The 22180-nt window shown below is 71.8% G+C and carries 21 protein-coding genes and 1 pseudogene; 13 read left to right on the top strand and 9 right to left on the bottom strand.

Annotated features, from left to right (window positions below; all coding sequences use genetic code 11):
* Nucleotides 1–196: 196 nt before the first annotated feature.
* Genes JYK17_RS08835 through fxsT form a run of 4 tightly spaced genes read left to right on the top strand, consistent with a single transcriptional unit; the run spans nt 197 to nt 8654 of the window.
* Nucleotides 197–1282, top strand: a complete 1086-nt coding sequence (locus tag JYK17_RS08835; RefSeq protein ID WP_108014441.1) for an effector-associated domain 2-containing protein — start codon at nt 197–199, stop codon at nt 1280–1282.
* Nucleotides 1279–2841: a VMAP-C domain-containing protein gene (locus tag JYK17_RS08830; protein ID WP_128802644.1), complete on the top strand. Its 1563-nt coding sequence runs from the start codon at nt 1279–1281 to the stop codon at nt 2839–2841. The genes JYK17_RS08835 and JYK17_RS08830 overlap by 4 nt, the downstream gene beginning before the upstream one ends.
* Before the next feature lie 6 nt (nt 2842–2847).
* Nucleotides 2848–4056 (top strand): AAA family ATPase, encoded by a 1209-nt coding sequence (locus JYK17_RS08825; protein ID WP_222810143.1) that lies wholly within the window; start codon nt 2848–2850, stop codon nt 4054–4056.
* Entirely contained in the window at nt 4053–8654 is a 4602-nt protein-coding gene (gene fxsT / locus JYK17_RS08820) for an FxSxx-COOH system tetratricopeptide repeat protein (protein WP_222810142.1), read from the top strand. Before JYK17_RS08825 ends, fxsT begins: the two co-directional genes overlap by 4 nt.
* On the opposite strand, the gene JYK17_RS08815 is transcribed toward fxsT, so the two are convergent.
* Nucleotides 8651–10564: an aKG-HExxH-type peptide beta-hydroxylase gene (locus tag JYK17_RS08815; RefSeq protein ID WP_222810141.1), complete on the bottom strand. Its 1914-nt coding sequence runs from the start codon at nt 10562–10564 to the stop codon at nt 8651–8653. The genes fxsT and JYK17_RS08815 overlap by 4 nt on opposite strands.
* Nucleotides 10561–10773, bottom strand: coding sequence for a hypothetical protein (locus tag JYK17_RS08810; RefSeq protein ID WP_164932219.1), 213 nt, complete (start codon nt 10771–10773; stop codon nt 10561–10563). Before JYK17_RS08810 ends, JYK17_RS08815 begins: the two co-directional genes overlap by 4 nt.
* Before the next feature lie 145 nt (nt 10774–10918).
* Between JYK17_RS08810 and JYK17_RS08805 the strand changes: the two genes are divergently transcribed.
* Nucleotides 10919–11275, top strand: a complete 357-nt coding sequence (locus JYK17_RS08805; RefSeq protein WP_108014436.1) for a CU044_2847 family protein — start codon at nt 10919–10921, stop codon at nt 11273–11275.
* Nucleotides 11276–11310: 35 nt separating this feature from the next.
* On the opposite strand, the gene JYK17_RS08800 is transcribed toward JYK17_RS08805, so the two are convergent.
* The 5 genes from JYK17_RS08800 to JYK17_RS08780 form a co-directional block, all read right to left on the bottom strand.
* Entirely contained in the window at nt 11311–11808 is a 498-nt protein-coding gene (locus JYK17_RS08800; RefSeq protein ID WP_222810140.1) for a DUF3515 family protein, read from the bottom strand.
* Between the two features lie 62 nt (nt 11809–11870).
* Complete coding sequence (locus JYK17_RS08795; protein ID WP_222810139.1) at nt 11871–13292, bottom strand: sensor histidine kinase; 1422 nt, start codon at nt 13290–13292, stop codon at nt 11871–11873.
* Entirely contained in the window at nt 13293–14024 is a 732-nt protein-coding gene (locus tag JYK17_RS08790; RefSeq protein WP_128804498.1) for a response regulator transcription factor, read from the bottom strand.
* A 151-nt stretch (nt 14025–14175) separates the two neighbouring features.
* Nucleotides 14176–14790: an FMN reductase gene (locus JYK17_RS08785; RefSeq protein ID WP_222810138.1), complete on the bottom strand. Its 615-nt coding sequence runs from the start codon at nt 14788–14790 to the stop codon at nt 14176–14178.
* Nucleotides 14787–15923: an LLM class flavin-dependent oxidoreductase gene (locus JYK17_RS08780; RefSeq protein WP_222810137.1), complete on the bottom strand. Its 1137-nt coding sequence runs from the start codon at nt 15921–15923 to the stop codon at nt 14787–14789. Before JYK17_RS08780 ends, JYK17_RS08785 begins: the two co-directional genes overlap by 4 nt.
* Before the next feature lie 104 nt (nt 15924–16027).
* Between JYK17_RS08780 and JYK17_RS08775 the strand changes: the two genes are divergently transcribed.
* Nucleotides 16028–16831: a helix-turn-helix domain-containing protein gene (locus tag JYK17_RS08775; protein ID WP_128802637.1), complete on the top strand. Its 804-nt coding sequence runs from the start codon at nt 16028–16030 to the stop codon at nt 16829–16831.
* A gap of 124 nt (nt 16832–16955) precedes the next feature.
* On the opposite strand, the gene JYK17_RS08770 is transcribed toward JYK17_RS08775, so the two are convergent.
* Nucleotides 16956–17843 carry an NADP-dependent oxidoreductase gene (locus JYK17_RS08770; protein ID WP_222810136.1) on the bottom strand — a complete coding sequence of 296 codons (888 nt, stop codon included), beginning with the start codon at nt 17841–17843 and terminating at the stop codon, nt 16956–16958.
* Nucleotides 17844–17968: 125 nt separating this feature from the next.
* Here JYK17_RS08770 and JYK17_RS08765 point away from each other — a divergent pair, with 125 nt between their 5' ends.
* Complete coding sequence (locus JYK17_RS08765) at nt 17969–18379, top strand: winged helix-turn-helix transcriptional regulator (protein ID WP_128802635.1); 411 nt, start codon at nt 17969–17971, stop codon at nt 18377–18379.
* Nucleotides 18380–18412: 33 nt separating this feature from the next.
* Here JYK17_RS08765 and JYK17_RS08760 read toward each other — a convergent pair whose 3' ends face one another.
* On the bottom strand, nt 18413–18886 hold the full coding sequence (locus JYK17_RS08760; RefSeq protein WP_108014428.1) for a MarR family winged helix-turn-helix transcriptional regulator: 474 nt from the start codon (nt 18884–18886) through the stop codon (nt 18413–18415).
* 154 nt (nt 18887–19040) lie between these two features.
* Between JYK17_RS08760 and JYK17_RS08755 the strand changes: the two genes are divergently transcribed.
* From JYK17_RS08755 to JYK17_RS08735, 6 genes and pseudogenes are all read left to right on the top strand, one after another.
* A complete protein-coding gene (locus JYK17_RS08755) occupies nt 19041–19379 on the top strand; it encodes a YnfA family protein (RefSeq protein ID WP_108014427.1) in 339 nt (112 codons plus the stop codon).
* A gap of 52 nt (nt 19380–19431) precedes the next feature.
* Entirely contained in the window at nt 19432–20205 is a 774-nt protein-coding gene (locus JYK17_RS08750; protein ID WP_108014607.1) for an SDR family NAD(P)-dependent oxidoreductase, read from the top strand.
* Nucleotides 20205–20345, top strand: coding sequence for a hypothetical protein (locus tag JYK17_RS08745; protein ID WP_181362582.1), 141 nt, complete (start codon nt 20205–20207; stop codon nt 20343–20345). Before JYK17_RS08750 ends, JYK17_RS08745 begins: the two co-directional genes overlap by 1 nt.
* A gap of 32 nt (nt 20346–20377) precedes the next feature.
* A pseudogene (locus tag JYK17_RS40980) lies at nt 20378–20581 on the top strand (tyrosine-protein phosphatase); the annotation flags it as partial.
* Between the two features lie 136 nt (nt 20582–20717).
* Nucleotides 20718–21137: a tyrosine-protein phosphatase gene (locus JYK17_RS40975; RefSeq protein ID WP_308011660.1), complete on the top strand. Its 420-nt coding sequence runs from the start codon at nt 20718–20720 to the stop codon at nt 21135–21137.
* A 187-nt stretch (nt 21138–21324) separates the two neighbouring features.
* The gene (locus JYK17_RS08735; protein WP_108014425.1) at nt 21325–22158 is read left to right on the top strand and encodes an LAGLIDADG family homing endonuclease; all 834 of its coding nucleotides are present in this window, start codon (nt 21325–21327) and stop codon (nt 22156–22158) included.
* Nucleotides 22159–22180 lie beyond the last annotated feature (22 nt).

The following is a 22180-nucleotide window of genomic DNA, read 5'->3' as shown; positions in this document are numbered from 1 at the left end:
TGACGACCCAACGGCCGGCGCTGCATCCCCATGCTGCTCGACCGCCTGGCCGCCGGCGAGATCGCCGGACGCACGAACGGAGAGCAGTTTCCGCAGTGAACCCCCTGTGTCACTGTGCGCCCCCGCGTACACCGATGATTCACCGAAGCCGCTTGCGGTAAAGCTCCGGGATACGCACAGCCCGTGTGCCGCGCGCATGCGGTTCGTACGCTGGTTCATCAGGTGGGGCGGTCCGGGGACGGCTCCACGCGGGGGAAGGGACAGGGGAGTGGTCAAGGGGGACACGGCGGGCGCCGCCGCATTAGGAAGGGTCCGCGTCCTGTCACCGCAGGGTGTCGTGCGGGGCGCAGGGATTCTGGTGATGCCCGGAACGGTGCTGACCTGCGCACACGTCGTGGCGGCGGCCCTGGCTCCGGGGCGGGCCGGGCCCGAGGCGCCGCCCCACCCCGTTCTGGTCGACGCCCCCGCGCATCCGGACGTCCCGGCCGGTGAGGCCGTCGTCGTCGAGGGCGGCTGGTCTCCCGGCCCCCTGGCGGGCGGTTCCGGCTCGGATCTCGCCGTACTGCGCACCGAGTGGTCGCCCTCGGAGGATGTGCCGCCGGCGCGGCTCGGGCCGTGCGGTGAGCCGGACCGGCGTGAAGTGGGCATGTACGGCCATCCGGTGAGCGCGCCCCACGGCCTGTGGTCAACTGCGCGGCTGGTGGGGCGCGGTGGCCCGCACCCGGACTGGATCCAGCTGGAGGGGCTCGGCCCCACCGGCGCGGTTGTCGGGCACGGGTTCAGCGGTGCCGGGGTGTGGGATCCGGCGGCCCGTCGGGTGATCGGCATGGTCACCGCCGCCTACACCGACCAACAGGCCAAGGTGGCCTGGATGCTTCCGCTGGAGGCCGCGGCGGGTACCTGGCCGGATCTGGCTTCCGCCATGGCGGCTCCAGCATCGAACGCAGCGCTCTCGCCCGGCCGGTGGCGGCCCGCTCAGCCGTCCGACAGGGATCAATTCGCCCTAGCCGATGCCTTGTTGAACATACCGCCCGTCGAGGAGGACCACGGCGCCGCGCTGCGCGGTCTGCTGCCGGCCACGATCCGTCGTGCCGTCCGTACCCATGCCCGGCCCCGGCTCCAGCTCTTCTTCCTCGTCCAGGCCTGCGCCGAACACCCCGGCGGCAGAAGGGCGTTGATCGAGGCCCTGCGGCTTCTCGACGACGAGTCGCGGGCCGCGAAGGCAGCCCTCGAACTCTTCGAGGAACGATGGCCGTCGCCTCCCGGAAGCGAGGCCTCATGATCCACTCCCAAGGGGCCTGGGGACCGCCCAAGGTCCTCCTCGACGCGCTGGAAGCCCTCCCCTGCTTGGAGGAGCCAGGGATGCTGCAGGAGTGCGCACGCCAGGTGGGCCGGGCGCTCGGGATCAGGATCACCCTGCCGGAGACCAGCCGCCGCCGCGTCGCCCTGCTGCACCTGCTCCAGGCGGTGGTCTCCTTCCCGGACGGGCTGCAGGTACTGGGCGGCGTGGTCGGGATGGTGGAAGGGGAGACCCGTCATATGGCCCGGTTGCGGACCGCCATCGCACTGGCGGAGGTGCCGCTGTTCTCCCCCGACACCTGGCAGCAGCTGATGCCCCTCCTCAGCGACCTCGACGTGCTCGACATCGCCGGCGCCTTCCGCGCGGCCCTGGGCGACCTGCCCGAACCCCTGCCGGCGCACTGCGAGGAGCCGTGGCTGGCGGTGCTGCACGCGGCCACCCTCAACGCCCGGCCCGGTGAGCCGCTTCCCTGCGTCCTGCTGGTGGAGCATCTCGCCCGGTACGCGCACGGACAGCAGCGGCAGGACCTGCTCGACTGGGCGGCGGAACACCGCTGCCGTCCCGAGGCCCACCCGGGCGGCGCGGTCGAAACCGCCCTGCCCGCGGCCGCCGGCGCTGAGAGCGGTCCCCCGGCCGACGGGCCCTCGCACGATTACGGCCATGTGGAGACGCCGGTACTGCCGGTCCCGCTGCCGGGGCTCGACGCCGACTCGGTGTGGGCGCCCTCGACCTGGCTGCTGATCCGGTTGCGCCCGCTGCCCTACCCGGAGCACGACAGAGCCCGGCAGCTGACGTACTGGCGCCAGAACGGCGACGACCTCAACCCCTATCCGGTCAAGGGCGGGGACCTGGAGATCGATCTGGCCGACCTGCCCGACAAGGTGAAGTCGCTGGTGCAGGAGGCCGAAACCGGGTGGGCGTATCTGTGCAGCGAGGACCCGGCCCTGGAGTTCGTCCTGCCGAGGGACCTCATGGACCTGCCCGTGGAAACCTGGGCGAAGGAGGGCTTCGGGAAGGCCGGCGCGACCCTCGGCAAGGACCATCCGGTGGTGCTGCGCAGTCTCGAACGAGTGGAAAGCAGGGCCACGCATGGACGCTGGTTCAGGCGCTGGGACGCCCTGAAACCGGGTTGCCGCGGGCCGGTCCACTGGTTCCCGGACGAGCACCCCGACCGTCTGCTCGCCGCCCCGCATCCGGTCATGGTCGTTCTGAGCGAGCCGCCAGGCGCACAGCAGAACGCGAGGTACGGGGTCGATGAGCTGGACGCGTCGCTGCGGGCGGGAGTTCCCATCGTGGTCTGGGACCGCAGAGGGGGTGTCGATCCGGCCTTTCGTGACGAATTGCAGGAGCTGGCATCGGCCAAAGGCATACACCGGTTACCTGACGAAGTCAGGACGTTGCGTATCGAGCCCGGGGGCGGGGATGCTGCTGGGGGCGGCTCCTCTACGCTCGGTCGCCACGCGGCATTGCTCTGGGACGACCCCTACCGCCTTCCGGGCGGGCAGGGAGAAGCGGCGGATTCTTCCGCGGGGGAAGGGTAGGACGAGATGCTTCCAGAGGACGGTGCGTCCGGGGGGACGCGTCCGGCCGAAGACGCGGCGGCGGACGGCACCGCCGGGTCCGACCTCGACGGCACGGTCCGGGGCGGCCCCGACCACCGGTGGTGGATCTATCGCGGCACGGGACAACCGCTGTACGACACCGGCCTCGCCGAGCTGCTGCCGCCTCCCCCGCCGTGGCGTCGGTTCACCGGCGGGCCTCCGGTGGAGCCACCACCGGCGGACGACGAGGAGAGCGAGCGGCGGCTGGGCCGGATCCGCGCGTTGTCGGCCGGCTCCGAACAGATCAGGCGCGAGGCCGACATGGTCAACGCCGCCCTCCTGTTACGTCGCCCGCTGCTGGTCACCGGGCGTCCCGGCACCGGCAAGTCCTCGCTGGCCTACCGGATCAGCCGGGAACTCAAGCTGGGGCGCGTGCTGCGCTGGCACATCACCAGCCGCACCACCCTGCGCTCCGGGCTCTACGAGTACGACGCGATCGGCCGGGTCCAGGACTCGGCGGCCCTGCGCGCGCTGGATCCCGCGGCCCACAACGCCGCCGCCGCGAACGGGCGGCCGCCGGCCGAGGACCAGCTCCCGGGCATCGGCGACTACCTCCAACTCGGCCCGCTGGGAACGGCGTTGCTGCCGTACGTGCTGCCCAGGGTGCTGCTCGTCGACGAGCTGGACAAGAGCGATCAGGATCTCGCCAATGATCTTCTGAGCGTGTTCGAAGAAGGGCAGTTCCCGATCGCCGAGCTGGTGCGGGCGCGGCGGCTGCATCCGCGGGTGACGGTGATGACCGACGATCCGGGCCGCAGCGCCGAGATCGTCGACGGCGTCGTGAAGTGCCGCTCCTTTCCCGTCGTCGTCATCACCTCCAACGGCGAGCGCGAGTTCCCCCCGGCGTTCCTGCGCCGCTGCCTGCGGCTGCGGATGCCGGAGCCCGACCGGCCGCAGCTGGTCGACATGGTCATGGCCCACCTGCGGGAGGCGGCGAGCGGCGCGAATGGCGCCGGCCGCGCCGACGACCTGATCGACCGCTTCCTGCACAACAGCCGGGACCGGGGCGGCCTGGCCGTGGACCAACTGCTCAACGCCGTGTTCCTGGCGACCTCGGGGCGCTTCCCCGGTGACGACGAGGAGGCGCTGGAGGACCTCGTGGACGCGCTGTGGCACCGGCTCGACGGAGCGGGGGCGGAATCGAGGGCCGGATGACGTCGGCGTCCCCCGAACCGCCCTTCTCGGCCACGCCGCCGCAGGGGGAGCCGCGGCCTGCCCCCGACCAGGAGCTGCCCGCCTGGACGGAGCTGGCCGACGCGCTGTATCTGGCGGCCTGCCAGGATGCGGCCGTACCGCTGTTCGACGCCCCCGGCCGGGCCGCACGTGAGCGCGGCGAGCGGCCCCGGCAGCCCGGGCACCGACACGACCGGCCGCCGCAGTCCGGCGGACAGGACCGACGCCACCCCGACGACCCGGCGCCCGACGGGGACGAACCGCCGGCCGACGCGCTTCCGGTGCTCGACGTGCTGCCGTCGGCCGTACGGGCACGGATGCGCGGGTCGGCGATCCCGGGCGCCGGCGCGGAGACGGACCACGAGCAGTCGGGATGGCCCGCGTCCCCCCGGCTGTCGGACGCCCTGGCCCTCGGCAGGTCACTGCGGCCGCTGCGCCTGTCCCGCGACTCGCCCCACGAGGTGGAACTGGACGAGGAGGCGACCGCCGAGCAGGCCGCGATGGCGGGCGTGTGGACCCCGGTGTGCCGTTCGCTTCCCGAACGCCGCCTGGACCTGCTGCTCCTGGTGGACGCGAGCCCCACGATGGCGCTGTGGTCGCACACGGTCCGCCAGATCGCGGAACTGATGGAGCAGACCGCGGCGTTCCGCACCGTGCGGCTGGTCCGCTGGGATCTGAACGAGGGCACGCCGGAGGGTATGCGCACGCCCGACATCCACGCCGGCGACCAGCAGATGCTGCTGGCGGTGACGGACGGCGGCCACGGCGCCTGGCGCACCGGCCGTGCCGCCTCGGCACTGCACCGGCTGGGCCGCCTCTCGCCCGTCGCCGTGCTGAGCCTGCTCCCCCAGCAGCTGTGGGACCTGACCCTGCCCACGGTCACCCGCACCCGGTTACGGGCCGCTTCTCCCGCCGCGCCCAACCGTTCCTACGACGCCGACTGGAAGCACCCGCACGCCGATCCTCTCGGGCTCCAGCCGCGCGACGCCGCCGAGTCCGGCGCGCAGAACGCCGTCGCGGTACCCGTCGTCGAACTGCGGCCGACCTCGCTGGGCCGCTGGGCCCGGCTGGTGGCCGCGGCGGGCGGCGAGTGGCACGACCTCGCGGCGCTGTGGACCGCCCCGGGCCGGGACGTGCGCGCGGCGGCGGTCGGTCCCGTCCCCGAGGACCTGTCCGACCTGGTGGCCGAGCCACCGGACGACGTCACCGAGGAGAACACCGCCGGGTCCTCGGCCGTGCGGCGGGCCAGGCGGGCCGCCGCCATGGTGCGCCGCTTTCGCGCCACCGCCTCCCCGGCCGCCTACACCCTCGCCCAGCGACTCGCGGCCGCTCCGCTCAACCTGCCCGTCATGCGTCTGCTCCAACAGGCGCTGCCGGAGGCGCAGTTCTGGAACCTCGCGGAGATCATGCTGCTGGGGCTGGTGCGCCGCACCGACGGCGAGGCCGATGTCGAGGACGCCCATCGCGTCTCCTTCGACTTCGAGGAGGGCGTACGCGAGGAGCTGCTCGCCCTCGGCAGCCGGATGGAGACGATCCACGCGCTGCGCCGCATTCAGCACCATCTCGGACCGCGCCTTCAGGCGCTGTGGGGCGAGGGCGGCGAGGCGCTCGTGGCGGCGGAGGGCGAACACGCCGACCCGCCGTTGACGGAACAGACGCGCCCGTTCGTATCTCATCTCTATACGGCGCTGTGCGCGGTATCGGGTCCCTACCTCGCGCGCGCCAACCATCTGGGCCGCCTTCTGCAGCGCACCGGCGGCCCCCGACCGGGCAGGCAGGTCACCGCCGTCGGTGGCCCGGCCGGGCCGGTACATAAGCCGCCAACAGGGTATACATCCGGTGAAAAGCAGGCAAAATTGCATATTCCACCCGAGGGCACGGTAGGATCCGGGCCTCGAACCCCTCCCGCCCCGGACACGGCGAACACCCCGCGCCCCACGGGGACTTCGCCCACGGTGCCGCCATCCGCCGCCGTTCAGCCCACCTCGACGACTCCCTCACCCACGCCTGTGTCTGCGCCAGCGCCTGCGCGTCCACGACAAGGAGGCATCCCCGTGTCTGCCGGTCTGCCCGTTGCCCCGGGTCCGCGAAGCCCGCACGACCCACCCCGCATCTGGGGGAACGTACCGCAACGGAACCGGAACTTCACGGGCCGCGAGACCCTCCTGGAACGGCTTCAGGAGAGACTGCGCAGCGGTGTCGCCGCGGTCCTGCCGGAGGCCCTGCACGGCATGGGCGGTGTGGGCAAGTCCCAGATCGCCATCGAGTACGTCTACCGGCACAGCCGCGAGTACCGCCTGATCTGGTGGGTCCCCTCCGAGCAGGAGAGCCAGATCGTCCAGTCGCTGATCGAGCTGGGCGAGCAGATGGGCCTGCAGGTGGGCTCCGAGATGAGCGCCGTGCCCGCCGTTCTGGACGCCCTGCGCCGGGGCGAGCCGTACAGCGACTGGCTGCTGGTGTTCGACAACGCGGAGAACCCCAAGGAGGTACGCAAGTACTTCCCCAGCGACGGTCCGGGACGCATCGTGGTCACCTCCCGCAACTCGCAGTGGTCCACCGACGTCAGCTCCCTGGAGGTCGACGTCTTCGCCCGCGAGGAGAGCGTCGCACTGCTGCGCCGCCGGAGCCAGAACCTCCCCGACGAGGCCGTCGACCACCTCGCCGCCGCCCTCGGCGACCTGCCGCTGGCGGTCGAGCAGGCCGCGGTCTGGCTGGCCGAGACGGGCATGCCGGTGCAGCAGTACCTCGAGGTGTACGAGCGCAACTTCACCGAGATCATGCGCTCCGACCCGCCCGGCGACTACAACCGGCCGGTGGCCGCCGCGTGGAACGTGTCACTGGGCCGCCTGCGCGAGACCCGCCCCGACGCGCTGCAGCTGCTGCAGGTCTGCGCGTTCTTCGCGCCGGAACCCATCGAGTGGGACCTCTTCTCGGCGGTGCGCGGCATCACGGTCCCCCAGGAACTCCAGTCCGCCCTGGACGACCCGGTCAAACTCGGCCGTGCGGTACGCGAGATCGGCCGCTACGCCCTGGCCCGCATCGACCACCGCCAGAACACGGTGCAGATGCACCGACTGGTGCAGCGCGTGCTGATCGAGCAGATGAACCAGCAGGAGCAGGCGACGATGCGGCATGCGGCGCACCAGCTGCTGGCGCACGCCGACCCGCGCAATCCGCGCCGCGCCGCCTTCTGGCCGCGCTACTCCTCGCTGCTGAGCCACCTGAGGGCCTCCAACGCGGTGGAGTGCGAGGACCCCTGGGTGCGCCGACTCGTCCTCAACGAGGTGCAGTTCCTGCGCGCCCGCGGCCAGCACGAGGAGGCGCTGGAACTGGGCGAGGCCGCCGCGGGCATCTGGCACGAGCGCCTGGGCGACGACCACGAGGAGGTCCTCGCCATCGACCAGCAGATCGCCCAGGCACTGAGCGATCAGGGCATCGCCCTCGACCGGGCGTACGAGATGCAGTCCGGGCTCGTGGAGCGCTTTCGCCGGGTCCTCGGCGAGTCGCACGAGGACACCATGCAGGCCCAGAGCTTCCTGGCGGTCCACCACCGCCTGCGGGGCATGTTCCAGGCGGCGCGGGAAATGGACCAGCAGGTCTACGAGATCAGCCGCCGGGAGTTCGGCGCGGAGGACCCGGCCACCCTCCTGGCCGCCCACAACTACGCCGTGAGTCTGCGCCTGGCCGGTGACTCGGAGAAGGCGCGGGAACTCGACTACGACACCTGGCAGCGCAGAATCGAGGTGCTGGGCGAGGACCACACCTACACCCTGTCCACCCGGGACGCCTATCTGCTCGACCTGCAGGAGGTCGGCCGGTACGAGGAGGCGCTGGAGGGGATCGAGCTCCTGGCCGAGGAGGTCACCGAGAAGCTGGGTGAGCAGCACCCCTTCACCGCCCTGGTGAACCGCAGCCGTTGTGTGACCCGCCGCAAGATGGGCGACCACGACGGCGCGTACGCGCTGTCGCGCCGCTACCTCGAACTGGTCCGCAACATCTTCGGCAGCGACAGCCGGAACTACCTGCTGATGGCCGTCAGCCACGCCAACGACCTGCGTCAGATCGGCAAGCTCCAGGAGTCGCGCGCGCTGGGCGAGGAGGTGCTGGAACAGCACCGCGGCAAGTACGGCCGGGAACATCCGCACAGTTACGGCTGCGCGATGAACCTCGCGGTGACCCTCCGGCTGCTCGGGCAGCCCGAGGCCGCGCTGGAGCTGGATCTCGAGACGGTCGACGGGCTCACCCGCACGCTCGGTCCCGTACACCCTCGTACGCTGCTCGCCCGTATGAACCTCGCCAGCGACCACTTCGCCCTCGGCCGGCCCGAGGAGGCCTGCGCCATCGACGAGACCGTTGCCGAGGAGTCGGCGCAGCTGCGCGAGAACCACCCGGCGAACCTGGCCGTCCAGCTCAATCTGAGCTACGACATGAAGGCACTGCGCCGCACCGAGGAGAGCGAGCGGCTGTACGCCGCGGCCCTTGACCGGTACCGGAACGAACTGGGCCCTTCCCACCCCGCGACGCTCGACGCCGAGAAGGGCCTGCGGGCCAATGCCGACATCGACCTGATGTCGCTCTAGCCCATCCACACGCCGTGTGCTGCCCAGGCGGGGCCGGAAACGGCTCCGCCCAACCAGGCGGCCAGGCGAAACAGGTCGGGAGGATCGCCTCCGGCGGCGGCGACGGCCCGCGACACGCCGGCCACCACTTCGGGTCGGGCCAGCAGCACCGTACGGCCCGTCGACCGAACGTGCGCCGGCTGGGCCAGCGCTGCGCCGATCCAGGCTTCGACGTTGTGCGGGTCGTTCTCGGTCAACTCGCCGTACCAGCGCGCGGCTTGCTGAGCGTCCCCCGCGATCAGGGCGTATTCGGCCCGGCGCACCGGATCCTCGCCGGCTTCCGCCTGCCCGCGCTCACGGAAGAAGCGTTTCGGCTCCGACAGGCGGTATCGGGCCAGCGGCCCGAACACGTCCAGCCGGACCAGATCCAGGCGAGGGCGCAGGACCGACGGCGGCACGGCGGGGGCCGGTGCCCCGGCCGCCCAGGCGCCGGCGAACCGCTCGGCCTCGGGCTGGGCGATCTCCAGGTGCCTCGCCCGCCAGACGGCGCGACGCAGCGCGCAGTAGTCGCCGGCCAGCCGGCCGGGAAGCGCGGCCACGTCGTCCTTCTGCCACTGCTGGACGAGTTCCGCTATCTCCCCCGCGAACAACCGGCCCCCTTCGGTCAGTTCGTCCTCGGCCAGGAGCCCGGTGGCCGCCTCCTGCAACTGCTCCCTGAGCACGGCGAACTCGAAGTCGGCACGCTGCGCCTCGGTCCCCTTCACGTATCCGCGGTGTGTCCGCCAGAACCGCGCCACCCCGGAGAACGCGAAAAGCCCGTGCAGCACTCCGAGCGCCGGTCTGGGGTCACTGCGCCACGGGGCGTAGTAGAGCCGCTGCGCCTGCGGGCGGTCCGGCACGTCCTCGGGGGCGCGGACCAGTCGCACCATGCTGAGCAGCGCGTTCAGCTGCTGGTGCCGGGTTTCGTGGACCAGGACGGCGGCCGTCTGCGTCGCGTCGTACGGCAGGGACAGCGTGATGGCGCCGAAGGAGTCCACCGACGACGCGCTGGCCACCAGGCCGCCCCGCGCGGTCTGGAACGGCCTGGGCACCAGTGATCTGACAAGCGCCCGCAGCGCCGCGGCGTCCGGTTCCGACTCCCGGTCCAGGAGGGCGTACGCCTCGGTCAGGCGCCCCTCCCACGACCGTAATCGGCGCTGCGCGAGCCGGCCCGGCGCCTTCGGGTACCGGTTGAAGTCGCGGTGCGGGGTCACCGTGTCCAGCCATGGCGCCCCGTCGGCCAGGTCCCCGTCCGGACGGCTCGTCAGACCGTCCAGCACATGCAGCGGACGCCATCCCGGCGCCTGTGCGACCAGGGAGCCGGGCAGGCGTACGGTCGCGAGTTCCCCCTGTACGACGGCGCCGTCCGGCTCCACCCGGATCTCCGCCACGCTCCACCGACGCCGTGCCACCGGGCCCGCCACTCCCAGGCCGGGGAGCCAGACGGTGCCCCGGTGGGCGGGCACCCGGAGCACGGCCGGGATCCGGGCGCGCAGGACAGCCGCGGCGGCCAGCGCCTGGAACTGGCCGAGGTCGGCCCACAGCGGCACGCGGGCCGGTGTGCCGGCGGATCCGCCCAGGCGTCTGAGCAGGCGCAGCGCCCACGCCATGACGGCGGGGTCCGAGAGCACGCACTCGACCGCGTCGGGCGCCTGCCGCTGGGCCGTGCACAGCAGCTGCCAGGCGTCCTTCGCCGACGGTGTACCACCGGGATGCCGGACACGCCCAGCCGATTCATCGGCGTGGTCCAGCAGGGCGCGCAGCACCAGAAGGAGCTGGCTGCGCTGGGCGGAGCGCAGCAGGTGCAGGTCGGTCTCGTCCGCGCGGCCCGCCGCGATGGCCCTGAGCGACTCCCGGGACACCCGGTGGACGTCGAGCGAGCGGCCGGTCACGGTCGCCGCTGACCCTGCCCGCGCTCGCGCAGGAATCTCATCTCCTCGCTGTTGGATTCGTTGAGCGTTCCGAAGGCCAGGCTGGCCCGGTGCTCGGCCCGACTCAACGCCCGCCGCAGCGCCGGATCGTCGCTCGAGTGCAGCTCCGCCAAAGAGATCCCAGACAGATCGAGCAGGTCGGAACAGAAGTCCTTCGCAGACTCTGCCATACCGTGGTTCCCCCTGACGTGGTGGTTTGGCGGCTCGGGTGCGCTTCCATGGTGGCTGCATTGGCTCGCGAGCGGAAGACGGCCGCAGGTCATACAGCGTGGGGCCCGTGCGGGCCCGTACGGGGAAGCCGAAGGGGGCAGGGACATGGCGCAGTTGGTGAGGTTTCCGTCGGAGGACGGCGACGGCTACGTGGTCATGGAGGTCGCGGGGGACGAACCGGGCGTGGTGGAGGTGTCCCGGCTGGGCAACGCCGTCGCCGACGCGGCCACCTCGTTCGAGGAGGGCATCGACCGTATCCGGACGGCGGCTTCGTCCGCCCTGCGGCGGCTGCGGGACATGCCGAGCCGTCCGGACGAGGTCAGCCTGGAGTTCGGCATGCAGTTCAACGCCGAGTTCGGCGCCGTCATCGCCAAGTCCGGCGCGGAGGCGCACATGAGCGTGACCATGACGTGGCGGGCGGATGCCGGTGGGGGCGACGGCGCCCCTGACGCCGCCCGCTGAACGAGGGCCGCGGCAGCCGTCCGTGAGACACGGCGTTACCCCGCCACGTCGTCCTCGCCTATGCAGTTCGACCTGCTCGCGATCGGCTTCACGAGAGCGCTGAGTTGCACCAGGACCTCGTCCACGGCGGCGACCCGTCCGGAGACGGTGAGTTCCACGGCGGGGTCACGGCCGTAGGTGACGAGGAGTCGTTCACGGTTCGCCGAGTGCGGCCGCCACACCCAGGCGACGTCGTTCACGGTCACGCAGGCGTCGGTGGTCGGGGCGGGTGGTTCGAGTCCGCAGCGGGCGGTGATCGCGCCGTCGCCCCACACGGCCACGCCGGGCCCGCCGGTGTCCGTGCGCTTCAGTCCCGCGAGCCGGGCCGGGTACTCCCGCACGACCCGGCGGCACTCCGGGGTGTTTGCGCCGGGTGCCGAACGTACGCCGTGGGTGGGCGAGTTGACCGTACGGGCGGCGAGGACGGCCCCGGCGGCCAGGCCTGCGAGGGCCAGGACGGTGGCGATACGGGTCCTGCTTCTTGGCCTGCCCACGGGCTCCCCCCCAACGCACCGGACGGCTCTTCCGGCGCGCCCGCCAGTCTCGCACCCGACCCTCAGGCCGGAGGCACCCCCACCACCGAGAACCCGATCACCGATCCCCCGCCCTCGCGGCGGAAGGCGAACGGGGCGCCGCCGTGAGCCGTGGCGACCTCGCGGACGATCGAGAGGCCGAGGCCGGAGCCGGGGAGGGAGCGGGCGTCGGTTGCGCGGTAGAAGCGGTCGAAGATGCGGAGCAGGTCGCAGTCGGCGACGCCGGGGCCGCGGTCGAGGACCTCGACGCGGACCGTGCCCGGGCGGGCGGGGCCGAGGACGGCGATCTCGATGGGGCCCGTGCCGTCGCGGTCGAACTTGGCCGCGTTCTCGACCAGGTTGGACATCGCGCGCTGCAGCATTCCCGGCCGCCCGTCGGTCGTCGTGTCGCCGCTCGCCCGCACCCTGACCTCGCGGCCGGTACGGCGCCGGGCGAGCCCCGCGACGTCCTCGGCGATCTCGGCGAGGTCCACCCGCTGCGGGGGCTCGCTGTCGGACTGGCCCGCGGCCAGGTCCACCAACTCGTTGACCAGGTCGGTCAGTTCGCGCGCCTCCTGGCCGAGGTCGGCGACCAGGTCCTCGCGCGCGGCGGGCGGCAGTTCGTCGATCCGGCGCAGCAGGGAGATGTTCGTACGCAGCGAGGTGAGCGGTGTGCGCAGTTCGTGGCCCGCGTCCTGGACCAGGCGGCGCTGGTCCTCCTCCGACTGGGCGAGGCGGCCCAGCATGCGGTCGAAGGCGCGGCCGAGCCGGCCCACCTCGTCGTAGCCGGTGACGGGCACCTGGATGCCGAGCCGGCGGGTGCGGGCCACGTCCTCGGCGGCCGAGGTCAGGATGATCAGCCGGCGGGTGATGCGCCGGGCCAGCCACCAGCCGAACAGACCCGCACCGACCACCACCGCACCCATCAGGATCAGCGTGCGCTGCTGCAGTGCCCGCAGCAGGTCCTCGGTGTCGCTGAACTCCTGCGCGACCTGCACCGCGCCCCGCCCGGCGCCGAGCGAGACGGTGGCGACGCGGTAGACGTCCGCGGCGACGTCGACGTCCTTGTGCTCGACCATCTTCCCAGCGGTACGGCTCGCCACGACGGAGCGGTCGGCGGCCGTGACCGGCAGGGCGGGCCTGCCCGGGTCGACGACGTCGCCGTCCGGCCCCAGCACCTGTACGTCCGTCCGGGCGGGCCGCACCACGTCGTGCCCCGGCGCGGACGAGGAGAAGTCCTCCGGCGTCATCCGGTGCTGGCGCACCTCGTCCCGTACGTCCTGCACGACCTGGTCGAACACCGACTCCTGGTCGACGCGGACCAGCCGGGCGGCCGCGCTGTACGACAGCACGCCGACCAGCACCGTGACGGCGGCGGTGACCGCCGCGAACGACACGGCGAAGGTCGTGCGCAAGGAGACCAGCCCGGGCCGCCGGAGGACCGGCAGCCATCTGAGCCGGCCCACTCAGTCCTCCCGGAGCACGTAACCCACCCCGCGGACCGTGTGGATCAGGGCCGGGGCCGAGGGCTCGTCGAGCTTGCGGCGCAGGTAGCCGACGTACACGGCGAGGTTCTTGGAGCCGGGCCCGAAGTCGTAGCCCCAGATGCGGTCGTAGATGGTGGAGTGGTCCAGGACGATCCCGGCGTTGCGCACCAGCAGTTCGAGCAGCTCGAACTCCGTGCGGGTCAGCTCCAGTTCGCGCTCGCCGCGCCAGGCGCGCCGGGCCTGTACGTCCATGCGCAGTCCCGCGGCCTCGATCTGCCGGTCGGGGACCTGGGGCTGTTCCTTGGGCTGGCCGGACGGCTGACCGGCCGCCTGACCGGTCGGCTGGCCGTTGTCGGGGCTGGTGCGGCGCAGCAGGGCGCGCAGCCGCGCGAAGACCTCCTCGACGTCGAACGGCTTGACCACGTAGTCGTCGGCGCCCGCGTCCAGGCCCGCGATCCGGTCCGCGGTCTCGACGAGCGCGGTGAGCATCAGGATCGGTGTGCGGTCGCCCTCGGCCCGCAGCACCCTGCAGACCTGGAGCCCGTCGATGCCGGGCATCATCACGTCCAGCAGCAGGACGTCCGGCGGCGACTTGTGCGCCTGCGCGAGCGCCTCGACGCCGTCGGCGACCGCGATGACCTGGTAGCCCTCGAGGCTCAGGGCCCGCTGCAGGGCATGACGGATGGCACGGTCGTCTTCGGCGAGCAGCACAGTCTGGGGCACACCCCCAGTCTGCCTTGGCCGGTGCCGGTTCAGCCGGGTGGGCCGGTCCACGATCAGCCTTTTTACCGCGCTCTCACCGTCACAGACGGGCGCAGGCGCGGGCGCCCGCCGTCCTCTCACCGCGACCCGCCGTCCCCTTTCACCCCAGCCCGCCGCCCCCTCGCGACAGCGCCGCGAGCCGGTCGGCGAACGGCACCACGTCGTAGTCGTCCCTGACCGGACGCGTCGCCGACTGCCCGGTCGACAGCCCGGTCATCAGTCCCGCCAGCTCCCCCGCCGCCCGGTCGACGCGGCCCTCCAGGCCCTCGGCGCCCCAGTCCTCCGAGGCGGCATAGACCCCGGTGGGCACGACCACCGCGCGCAGGTAGGCGAAGAGCGGGCGCAGCGCGTGGTCCAGCACCAGGGAGTGCCGGGCGGTGCCGCCGGTCGCCGCGATCAGCACCGGCTTGCCCGCCAGCGCGCCCTTGTCGAGCACGTCGAAGAAGGACTTGAACAGTCCGCTGTACGAGGCCGAGAACACCGGTGTGACGACGATCAGGCCGTCCGCGCCGGTCACGGCCTCGATGGCGGCGGACAGAGCGCGGCCCGGGAACCCGTTGGTGAAGTTGTGCGCGATCTCCACGGCGAGCTCGCGCAGCTCCACGACCTCGGTGTCGACCGGGGCCTGCCGCCCGACCGCGGCGGCCAGCCGGTCGGCCAGCAGCCGGGTGGAGGACGGGACGCTCAGTCCCGCCGAGACGACGACGAGCTTCATACGACGGCCTCCTTGTGCTCGTCCTGCTCGGCCTTGTGCTCGTCCTGCTCGGCGGCGGCCGACTGCTCGGCGGCCAGCAGCGACGCATGGGTCGGCGCCTCGGGCACATCGGCCGGGCGGTCCTTCGCGAACTCCTTGCGCAGCACCGGCACGACCTCCTCGCCCAGCAGGTCGAGCTGCTCCAGCACGGTCTTCAGCGGCAGCCCGGCGTGGTCCACGAGGAACAGCTGGCGCTGGTAGTCACCGGCGTACTCGCGGAAGGCGAGGGTCTTCTCGATGACCTCCTGCGGGGAGCCGACGGTCAGCGGGGTCTGGTCGGTGAAGTCCTCCAGCGAGGGACCGTGGCCGTAGACCGGGGCGTTGTCGAAGTAGGGGCGGAACTCGCGGACCGCGTCCTGGGAGTTCCTGCGCATGAAGACCTGCCCGCCGAGGCCGACGATCGCCTGCTCGGGCGTGCCGTGGCCGTAGTGGGCGTAGCGGGTGCGGTACAGCTCGACCATCCGCTTGGTGTGGTCGGCCGGCCAGAAGATGTTGTTGTGGAAGAAGCCGTCGCCGTAGTACGCGGCCTGCTCGGCGATCTCCGGGGAGCGGATGGAGCCGTGCCAGACGAACGGCGGGACGCCGTCCAGCGGGCGCGGGGTGGAGGTGAAGCCCTGCAGCGGGGTGCGGAACTTGCCCTCCCAGTTCACCACGTCCTCGCGCCACAGCCGGTGCAGCAGGGCGTAGTTCTCGACGGCGAGGTTGATGCCCTGCCGGATGTCCTGCCCGAACCAGGGGTAGACCGGGCCGGTGTTGCCGCGGCCCAGCATCAGGTCCACGCGCCCGTCGGCCAGGTGCTGGAGCATCGCGAAGTCCTCAGCGATCTTCACCGGATCGTTGGTGGTGATGAGGGTCGTGGAGGTGGACAGGATCAGGTTCTCGGTCCGCGCGGCGATGTGGCCGAGCATCGTGGTCGGGGACGACGGCACGAACGGCGGGTTGTGGTGCTCGCCGGTCGCGAAGACGTCGAGCCCCACCTCCTCGGCCTTCAGCGCGATCGCGACCATGGCCTTGATGCGCTCGCGCTCGCTCGGCGTACGCCCCGTGGTCGGGTCCGGCGTGACGTCGCCGACGCTGAAGATCCCGAACTGCATGGTCGCTCAACCTCCAAGTTGTTGACCGTTCAACTATACCGCTGAACGGTCACCCGGGTCCCCTTATTCCGGCGACTGTCAGTGCCCCGTCCTACGATCCGGACATGGCCGCCCCACGCCGTGACCACCGAGGGATCGTCGACGCCGCGGAGCTCCTCGCGCAGGTGCGCTTCCGCCGCCGCGAGCCCGCCGAGCCGCTGCGCCCGTATCTGGAGCACTACTGGCTGATCGACTGGGACCTCACCCGGCCGTACGCCTCGCACGTGGTCCCGCACCCCTCGGTCAACGTCGTCTTCCAGCGGTTCGCCGGGCAGGAGCCGTTCGCCGAGGTCGCGGGGATCGGGCTCGAACTGTTCACGCAGAAGCTGGAGGGGCGGGGGCGGGTGTGCGGCATCCAGTTCCGGCCCGGCGGCTTCCGCCCCTTCGTCCCCGGCCGGCCGGTGAGCGACTGGACCGGCCGGCGGGTCCGCTTCCCCGAGGTCCCCCTCGACGCCGACCCGCACGCCGTACTCGGACCCGACGACGAGGACGCCCGGGTCGCCGCCCTGGACGCCTTCCTCCTCGGCCTCGCCCCGCGACCCGACCCGCAGGCCGACCTCGCGATGACCCTGGTCGACCGCATCCGCGCCGACCGCACGATCCGCCGCGTCGGCGACTTCGCCCGCGCCGAGGGCATGTCCGTACGAGTGCTGCAGCGCCTGTTCGCCGGGTACGTCGGCGTGGGCCCCAAGTGGGTCGTCCTGCGCTACCGCATCCACGAGGCCCTGGAGCGCGCCGAGACCGACCGGGACGTCGACTGGGCGACCCTCGCGGCCGACCTCGGCTATGCCGACCAGGCCCATCTGGTACGGGACTTCACGGCGACGGTGGGGGTGCCGCCGACGGCGTACGCGCAGGGCGCGGTCTAGCAGCCTCGCCGCACCTCACCTCACCTCACCATCACCGGGATTCCATCGTCCCGCCGACCGCGCCCCGCCGACCGCGCCCCCGTCTGCCTCGTCCCGCCGACCGCGCCCCCGCCGGCGCTCCCGCTCAAGGAACCAGGACCAGGCGACCACGAACCCCGCCCGCGTCCAGACGGGCGTGGGCCTTCGCGGCGTCGTCCAGGGGGTAGGTCTCGGCCACCCGCAGGGTCAGTACGCCCTCGTCGACCAGGGCCGCCAGCCTCGCGAGACGGGCACCGTCGGCGGTGACGGCGACCGCGGTGGTCCGCACCCCGCGCACCGACTCGGGGTGACCGCCGGGCCGCACCCCCACGTAGGCGCCGCCGTCACGGACCCACTCCAGGGCCGCCTCGCCGAGGTTCGCGGCGTCCAGCACGGCGTCGAAGGTGCCCAGTTCGGCGGTCTTGGACGCGAAGTCGGCGCCCAGGGACCGTACGAGCTCCTCGTCGCCCTCGCGGGCGAGCCCGGTCACCGACACGCCCCGGCGAGCGGCGAGCTGGATCGCGAACCCGCCGACCGCGCCCGCGGCGCCCGTCACCAGCAGCGACTGCCCTTCGGTCAACTCCAGCAACTCCAGGGCCTGTTCGGCGGTCAGGGCGTTCAGCGGCAGGGTCGAGGCATGCACGGCGTCGACCGTGGCCGGCGCCTTCGCCACCGCGTCCGTGTCGACGACGACGTACTCGGCATGGGTGCCCAGCGGCCGCACCATGCCCGGGTCCAGGGCCACCACCTCGTCGCCGACGCTCCACGCGGTCGCCACCCCCGTCGCGTCCACCGTCCCGGCGACGTCCCAGCCGAAGCCGATCCGCTTGCCCGCACCCCCGAAGAACCCGCCGCGCACACCCGCGTCCACCGGGTTCAGCGCGGCCGCCGCGACCTTGATCCGCACCTGACGGGCGCCCGGCTCGGGCACCTCCGCCTCCACGATCTCCACGGTCTCGGGCCCGCCGAAGGTCCTCACTACTGCAGCACGCATAGTTGTCTCTCCCGGAATCGAGATGGTTGTTTCGCGTTTCTGAAGTGCTGCAACAACCGTAGGAAGAGTTACTATCCAGGAGGAAGTAGTTACCTGAAGGTGCCTACCTCACCCGGAGGAGAGCCATGGCGACCATGACCGCCGCCCAGAAGCGCGAGCAGGCCCGCACCGCCTACGACGCCTTCCTGCGCGCCTGCCCCACCAACCAGCTCCTGGACCGCCTCAGCGACAAGTGGGTCAGCCTGGTTCTCGCCGCCCTGTCGAGCGGCCCGATGCGCTACAGCGACCTCAGCCGCAAGATCGCGGGCGTGAGCCCCAAGATGCTCACGCAGACCCTGCGCGCACTGGAGCGCGACGGCCTCGTCACCCGCACGGTCACCCCCTCCGTGCCGGTCCGCGTCGACTACGAACTCACCGAACTGGGCGGCAGCCTCGCGCAGTTGATGACCGCGGTGAAGACCTGGGCCGAGACCCACTTCGACGAGGTGCACGCGGCACGGGAGCAGTACGACGCCGGGAACGCCGCGGCGTCCTAGGACGCGGTCCGAACGCCGGGCCACGGCGGCGTTTCAGACCCCGCCCGCCCGCAACCGCGCGATCTGCTCCGCGCCGAACTCCACCGTCCGGCGCATGTGCCCGACGACCACGGCCAGTTCGGCGTCGTCCAGTTCGTCGAAGAGGGCGGACCAGCCGCCGCCCAGCCGGTCCCACAGCCGCCCGAACTCCGCGATCCGCTCCGGCACGGTCGCCACCAGCACCCTCCGCCGGTCCTCCGCGTCCCGCTCCCGCACGACATAGCCGGCCCGCTCCAGCCGGTCCACGAGCCGGGTCGCCGACCCGGTGGTCAGCCCCGTCAGCTCCGCGATCCGTCCGGTCGTCACCGGCGCGCCCTCCAGCGTCAGCAGGTTCAGACACTGCAGATCGGTCGGGTGCAGCCCCAGATGGTCGGCTACGGCCTGGTTGAACAGGGCGTACGAGGCCATGTAGCGGCGCGAGACGACGGACAGCTCGTCGAGCAGCCGCTCACGCGCGTCACCGGCCATGCGTGCTCCCCTGGAAGTAGTACGTGGCCCCTGTTGGATGTATCCCACGCCAGGCCGATGCCAGTCGCCGTCCATCAGGTGACACCACCCGCAGGCGACAGCGTCCGCAGGTGACAGCCCCCGCAGGAGACGGCGCCCATGGCACGCTGGCACCATGCTGATCGTCCGCTCCGCCGCCCTCTTCCTCGTCGCCGCGATCTTCGAGATCGGCGGGGCGTGGCTGATCTGGCAGGGCGTGCGTGAGCACCGTGGCTGGCTGTGGATGGCCGGAGGCGTGCTGGCCCTCGGCGCCTACGGCTTCGTCGCCACCTTCCAGCCCGACGCCCACTTCGGCCGCATCCTCGCCGCATACGGCGGGATCTTCGTCGCCGGTTCGCTCCTGTGGGGCGTGGTCGCGGACGGCTACCGCCCCGACCGCTGGGACATCACCGGCGCGCTGGTCTGCCTCGCGGGAATGGCGCTGATCATGTGGGCGCCGCGGAACGGCGGCTGAGCCTCACTTACGCTGAATGGAGCCGACCGCCACCGCAGACCAGGAGCACCGCATGGCAACCGCACCGTCCGCAGCCTCCCGCATCGCGATCGTCACCGGTGCCAGCAGCGGGATCGGTGCCGCCACGGCCCGGCAGCTGGCCGCCGCGGGACACCGCGTCGTGCTGACCGCCCGCCGCAAGGACCGGATCGAGGCGCTGGCGGAGGAGATCAACGCGGCGGGACACTCCGCCGCGGCGTACCAGCTCGACGTCACCGACCGCGCGGCGGTCGACGAGTTCGCGAGCGCCTTCAGCACGGTCGGCGTCCTCGTCAACAACGCGGGCGGCGCGCTCGGCGCCGACCCGGTGGCGACCGGCGACCCGGCCCACTGGCGCACGATGTACGAGACGAACGTCCTCGGCACCCTGAACGTCACCCAGGCCCTGCTGCCCAAGCTGGAGGCGAGCGGCGACGGCACGGTGGTGGTCGTCTCCTCCACCGCGGGCCTCGGCACCTACGAGGGCGGCGCGGGCTATGTCGCCGCCAAGCACGGCGAGCACGTCCTCGCCGAGACCCTCCGCCTGGAGATCGTCGGCCGCCCGGTCCGGGTCATCGAGATCGCGCCCGGCATGGTCAAGACCGACGAGTTCGCGCTCACCCGCTTCGGCGGCGACGAGGCGAAGGCGTCGAAGGTCTACGAGGGCGTGGCCGAACCCCTGACGGCCGACGACGTGGCGGAGACGATCACCTGGGCGGTCACCCGCCCCAGCCACGTCAACGTCGACCTGCTGGTCCTGCGCCCCCGCGCGCAGGCCTCCAACACCAAGGTCCACCGGGAGCTGTGATGGCGGACGAGAGGGAGCAGCAGCGGCTGACGGCGGAGAAGAAGCGCGAGCGGTACGTCTGGTACTACCTCGCGTACTTCCTCTTCGGCATCCACATCGTGGCGTTCGTGATGATCTACGCGGTGCTGCACGCCAAGTAGGCGGCGCCGCAGGCGACGTAGGGTCATGGTCCGTGGACAGACACATACCTTTCGACGCCCTGCACAACTTCCGCGACCTCGGCGGCTACGCCACCGCCGACGGCCGCCGCGTCCGCACCGGCCTGCTGTACCGCGCGGATTCCCTGGGCAAGCTGCGCGAGGGCACCGCGGACTGGGACCGCTTCCGGTCGCTGGGCATCCGCACCGTGATCGACCTGCGCCACCCCTGGGAGGCCGAGGCCCAGGGGCGCGTACCGGAGCACGGCTCGTTGACGTACCACAACCTGAGCATCGAGCACCGCCCGTACGACCAGGCGATCCAGGGCCCGGACGTCGACCCCGGCCCGTATCTGGCCGCACGCTACATGGAGGTTGGCCGAGGACGGGGTCAAGGAGATTGGCCGCGCCCTGCAGTTGGTCACGGAGGCGGTGCAGGCGAACACCCCGCTGGTCTTCCACTGCGCCTCGGGCAAGGACCGCACGAGCCAACTGGCGGCGCTGATCCTGGAGTTGGCAGGCGTCCCCGACGAGGCAATCATCGAGGACTACACCCTGACCGAACTGGCCACACCGGCCCTCCTCGCCGACTGGAAGACCCGCAACGCCGGCCGCGAGCCGTCCTGGCCGGGCTTCGGCAGGGCCCCGAGCTCGGTGATGAAGACCTACCTCACCTCCCTGAGAACCCGCTACGGCTCAACCGAGCACTACGTCAACCAGCAACTGTCCCTGGATGCAGAGGAGTTGCAGAACACCCTCCGCACATCGCTCCTTGAGTCCGCCCCCACCGCCTGACGACCACCCGGCACACAGCTCCCCCGGCCCGGGTCCCGCATAACTCACAGGAGTGAACGTCATCGATCACCCGAACAGCCGCTGAACTGACGATCTAGCCTCGCAGCACAACCTCAAATCGACGGCCCTCGGCAGGGCGGCATCCCTGGCCGAGGGCCTGACCAGCAAGGAAGGACAGAGCTTCCTCATGGCTGACTGCGAGACTAGCGCCCACGGGTTCATGGACCTGAGGGTCCCCGAGTACGCGTACATGTTCGGCTTTCTCCAGGCGGACGGGCACCTGGCGCAGGGAGTGGGGCAGAAGGGCAAGCTGAGCGTCGAGATCAACGCCCGAGACATCGAGCTTCTGCGCCAGTTCCAGAAGCTGACGCCGTACTACAGCAGCATTCACGAGCGCACCCGGTCGACGAACTTCGCCGAGACCCATACCTCCGCGGTGTGGAGCCTGTGCTCCTTCGAAGCCCGGACCCTGCTGGATGACCTCGGCCTGCCCCATGGCCGCAAATCGAAGACGATCTCCCCGCCGCGCGGCGAGTTCGCACAGCGCGACTACCTTCGAGGCGTCATCGATGCCGACGGCTCGGTGGGCTACACGGGCAAGGGCTTCCCGTTCATCTCTCTCACCACTGCCAGCACGGCCATCGGCACTCATCTGTGCCAGTACGCGCAGGAATTCACGGGCGTCGCGCGCAATCTCAAGCGCAACGCACGCGACGGCATCTACAACGTCCTCTACATGATGGAGGCCGCCCAAAAACTGGCAGCTCACCTGTACTACCCAGGGTGTCTGTCCTTGGAGCGCAAGCGCGCAGCCGCCGGTTCACTCGCCGACTGGGCACGCCCGGCGGGCATGAGAGCTGCTCACACGGCACGCCGCTGGAACGAGCACGAGGACCTGATCCTGCTGGAACTCAACAGCCCGAAGGCAGCCGCCGACGAACTCGGCCGGACCGTCCAGAGCTGCAGCCTCCGCCTGTGGCGCCTGCGAACCGGCCGAGTCCCCGTCCCGGACAAGCGATAGCCGACTGAACGAGGCCCCCGGT

It is taken from the genome of Streptomyces plumbidurans, from assembly GCF_019857225.1.
GTDB lineage: Bacteria > Actinomycetota > Actinomycetes > Streptomycetales > Streptomycetaceae > Streptomyces > Streptomyces plumbidurans.
Note: the sequence above shows the minus strand (reverse complement) of the source record. Positions and strands in the feature narration are given on the sequence as shown.

Bases quoted from the DNA above. Each gene is read 5' to 3' on its own strand.
- JYK17_RS08835 (WP_108014441.1), top strand. From the start codon at position 197: ATGCGGTTCGTACGCTGGTTCATCAGGTGGGGCGGTCCGGGGACGGCT.
- JYK17_RS08830 (WP_128802644.1), top strand. From the start codon at position 1,279: ATGATCCACTCCCAAGGGGCCTGGGGACCGCCCAAGGTCCTCCTCGAC.
- JYK17_RS08825 (WP_222810143.1), top strand. From the start codon at position 2,848: ATGCTTCCAGAGGACGGTGCGTCCGGGGGGACGCGTCCGGCCGAAGAC.
- fxsT (WP_222810142.1), top strand. From the start codon at position 4,053: ATGACGTCGGCGTCCCCCGAACCGCCCTTCTCGGCCACGCCGCCGCAG.
- JYK17_RS08810 (WP_164932219.1), bottom strand. From the start codon at position 10,773: ATGGCAGAGTCTGCGAAGGACTTCTGTTCCGACCTGCTCGATCTGTCT.
- JYK17_RS08805 (WP_108014436.1), top strand. From the start codon at position 10,919: ATGGCGCAGTTGGTGAGGTTTCCGTCGGAGGACGGCGACGGCTACGTG.
- JYK17_RS08785 (WP_222810138.1), bottom strand. From the start codon at position 14,790: ATGAAGCTCGTCGTCGTCTCGGCGGGACTGAGCGTCCCGTCCTCCACC.
- JYK17_RS08780 (WP_222810137.1), bottom strand. From the start codon at position 15,923: ATGCAGTTCGGGATCTTCAGCGTCGGCGACGTCACGCCGGACCCGACC.
- JYK17_RS08775 (WP_128802637.1), top strand. From the start codon at position 16,028: ATGGCCGCCCCACGCCGTGACCACCGAGGGATCGTCGACGCCGCGGAG.
- JYK17_RS08770 (WP_222810136.1), bottom strand. From the start codon at position 17,843: ATGCGTGCTGCAGTAGTGAGGACCTTCGGCGGGCCCGAGACCGTGGAG.
- JYK17_RS08765 (WP_128802635.1), top strand. From the start codon at position 17,969: ATGGCGACCATGACCGCCGCCCAGAAGCGCGAGCAGGCCCGCACCGCC.
- JYK17_RS08760 (WP_108014428.1), bottom strand. From the start codon at position 18,886: ATGGCCGGTGACGCGCGTGAGCGGCTGCTCGACGAGCTGTCCGTCGTC.
- JYK17_RS08755 (WP_108014427.1), top strand. From the start codon at position 19,041: ATGCTGATCGTCCGCTCCGCCGCCCTCTTCCTCGTCGCCGCGATCTTC.
- JYK17_RS08750 (WP_108014607.1), top strand. From the start codon at position 19,432: ATGGCAACCGCACCGTCCGCAGCCTCCCGCATCGCGATCGTCACCGGT.
- JYK17_RS08745 (WP_181362582.1), top strand. From the start codon at position 20,205: ATGGCGGACGAGAGGGAGCAGCAGCGGCTGACGGCGGAGAAGAAGCGC.
- JYK17_RS08735 (WP_108014425.1), top strand. From the start codon at position 21,325: ATGGCTGACTGCGAGACTAGCGCCCACGGGTTCATGGACCTGAGGGTC.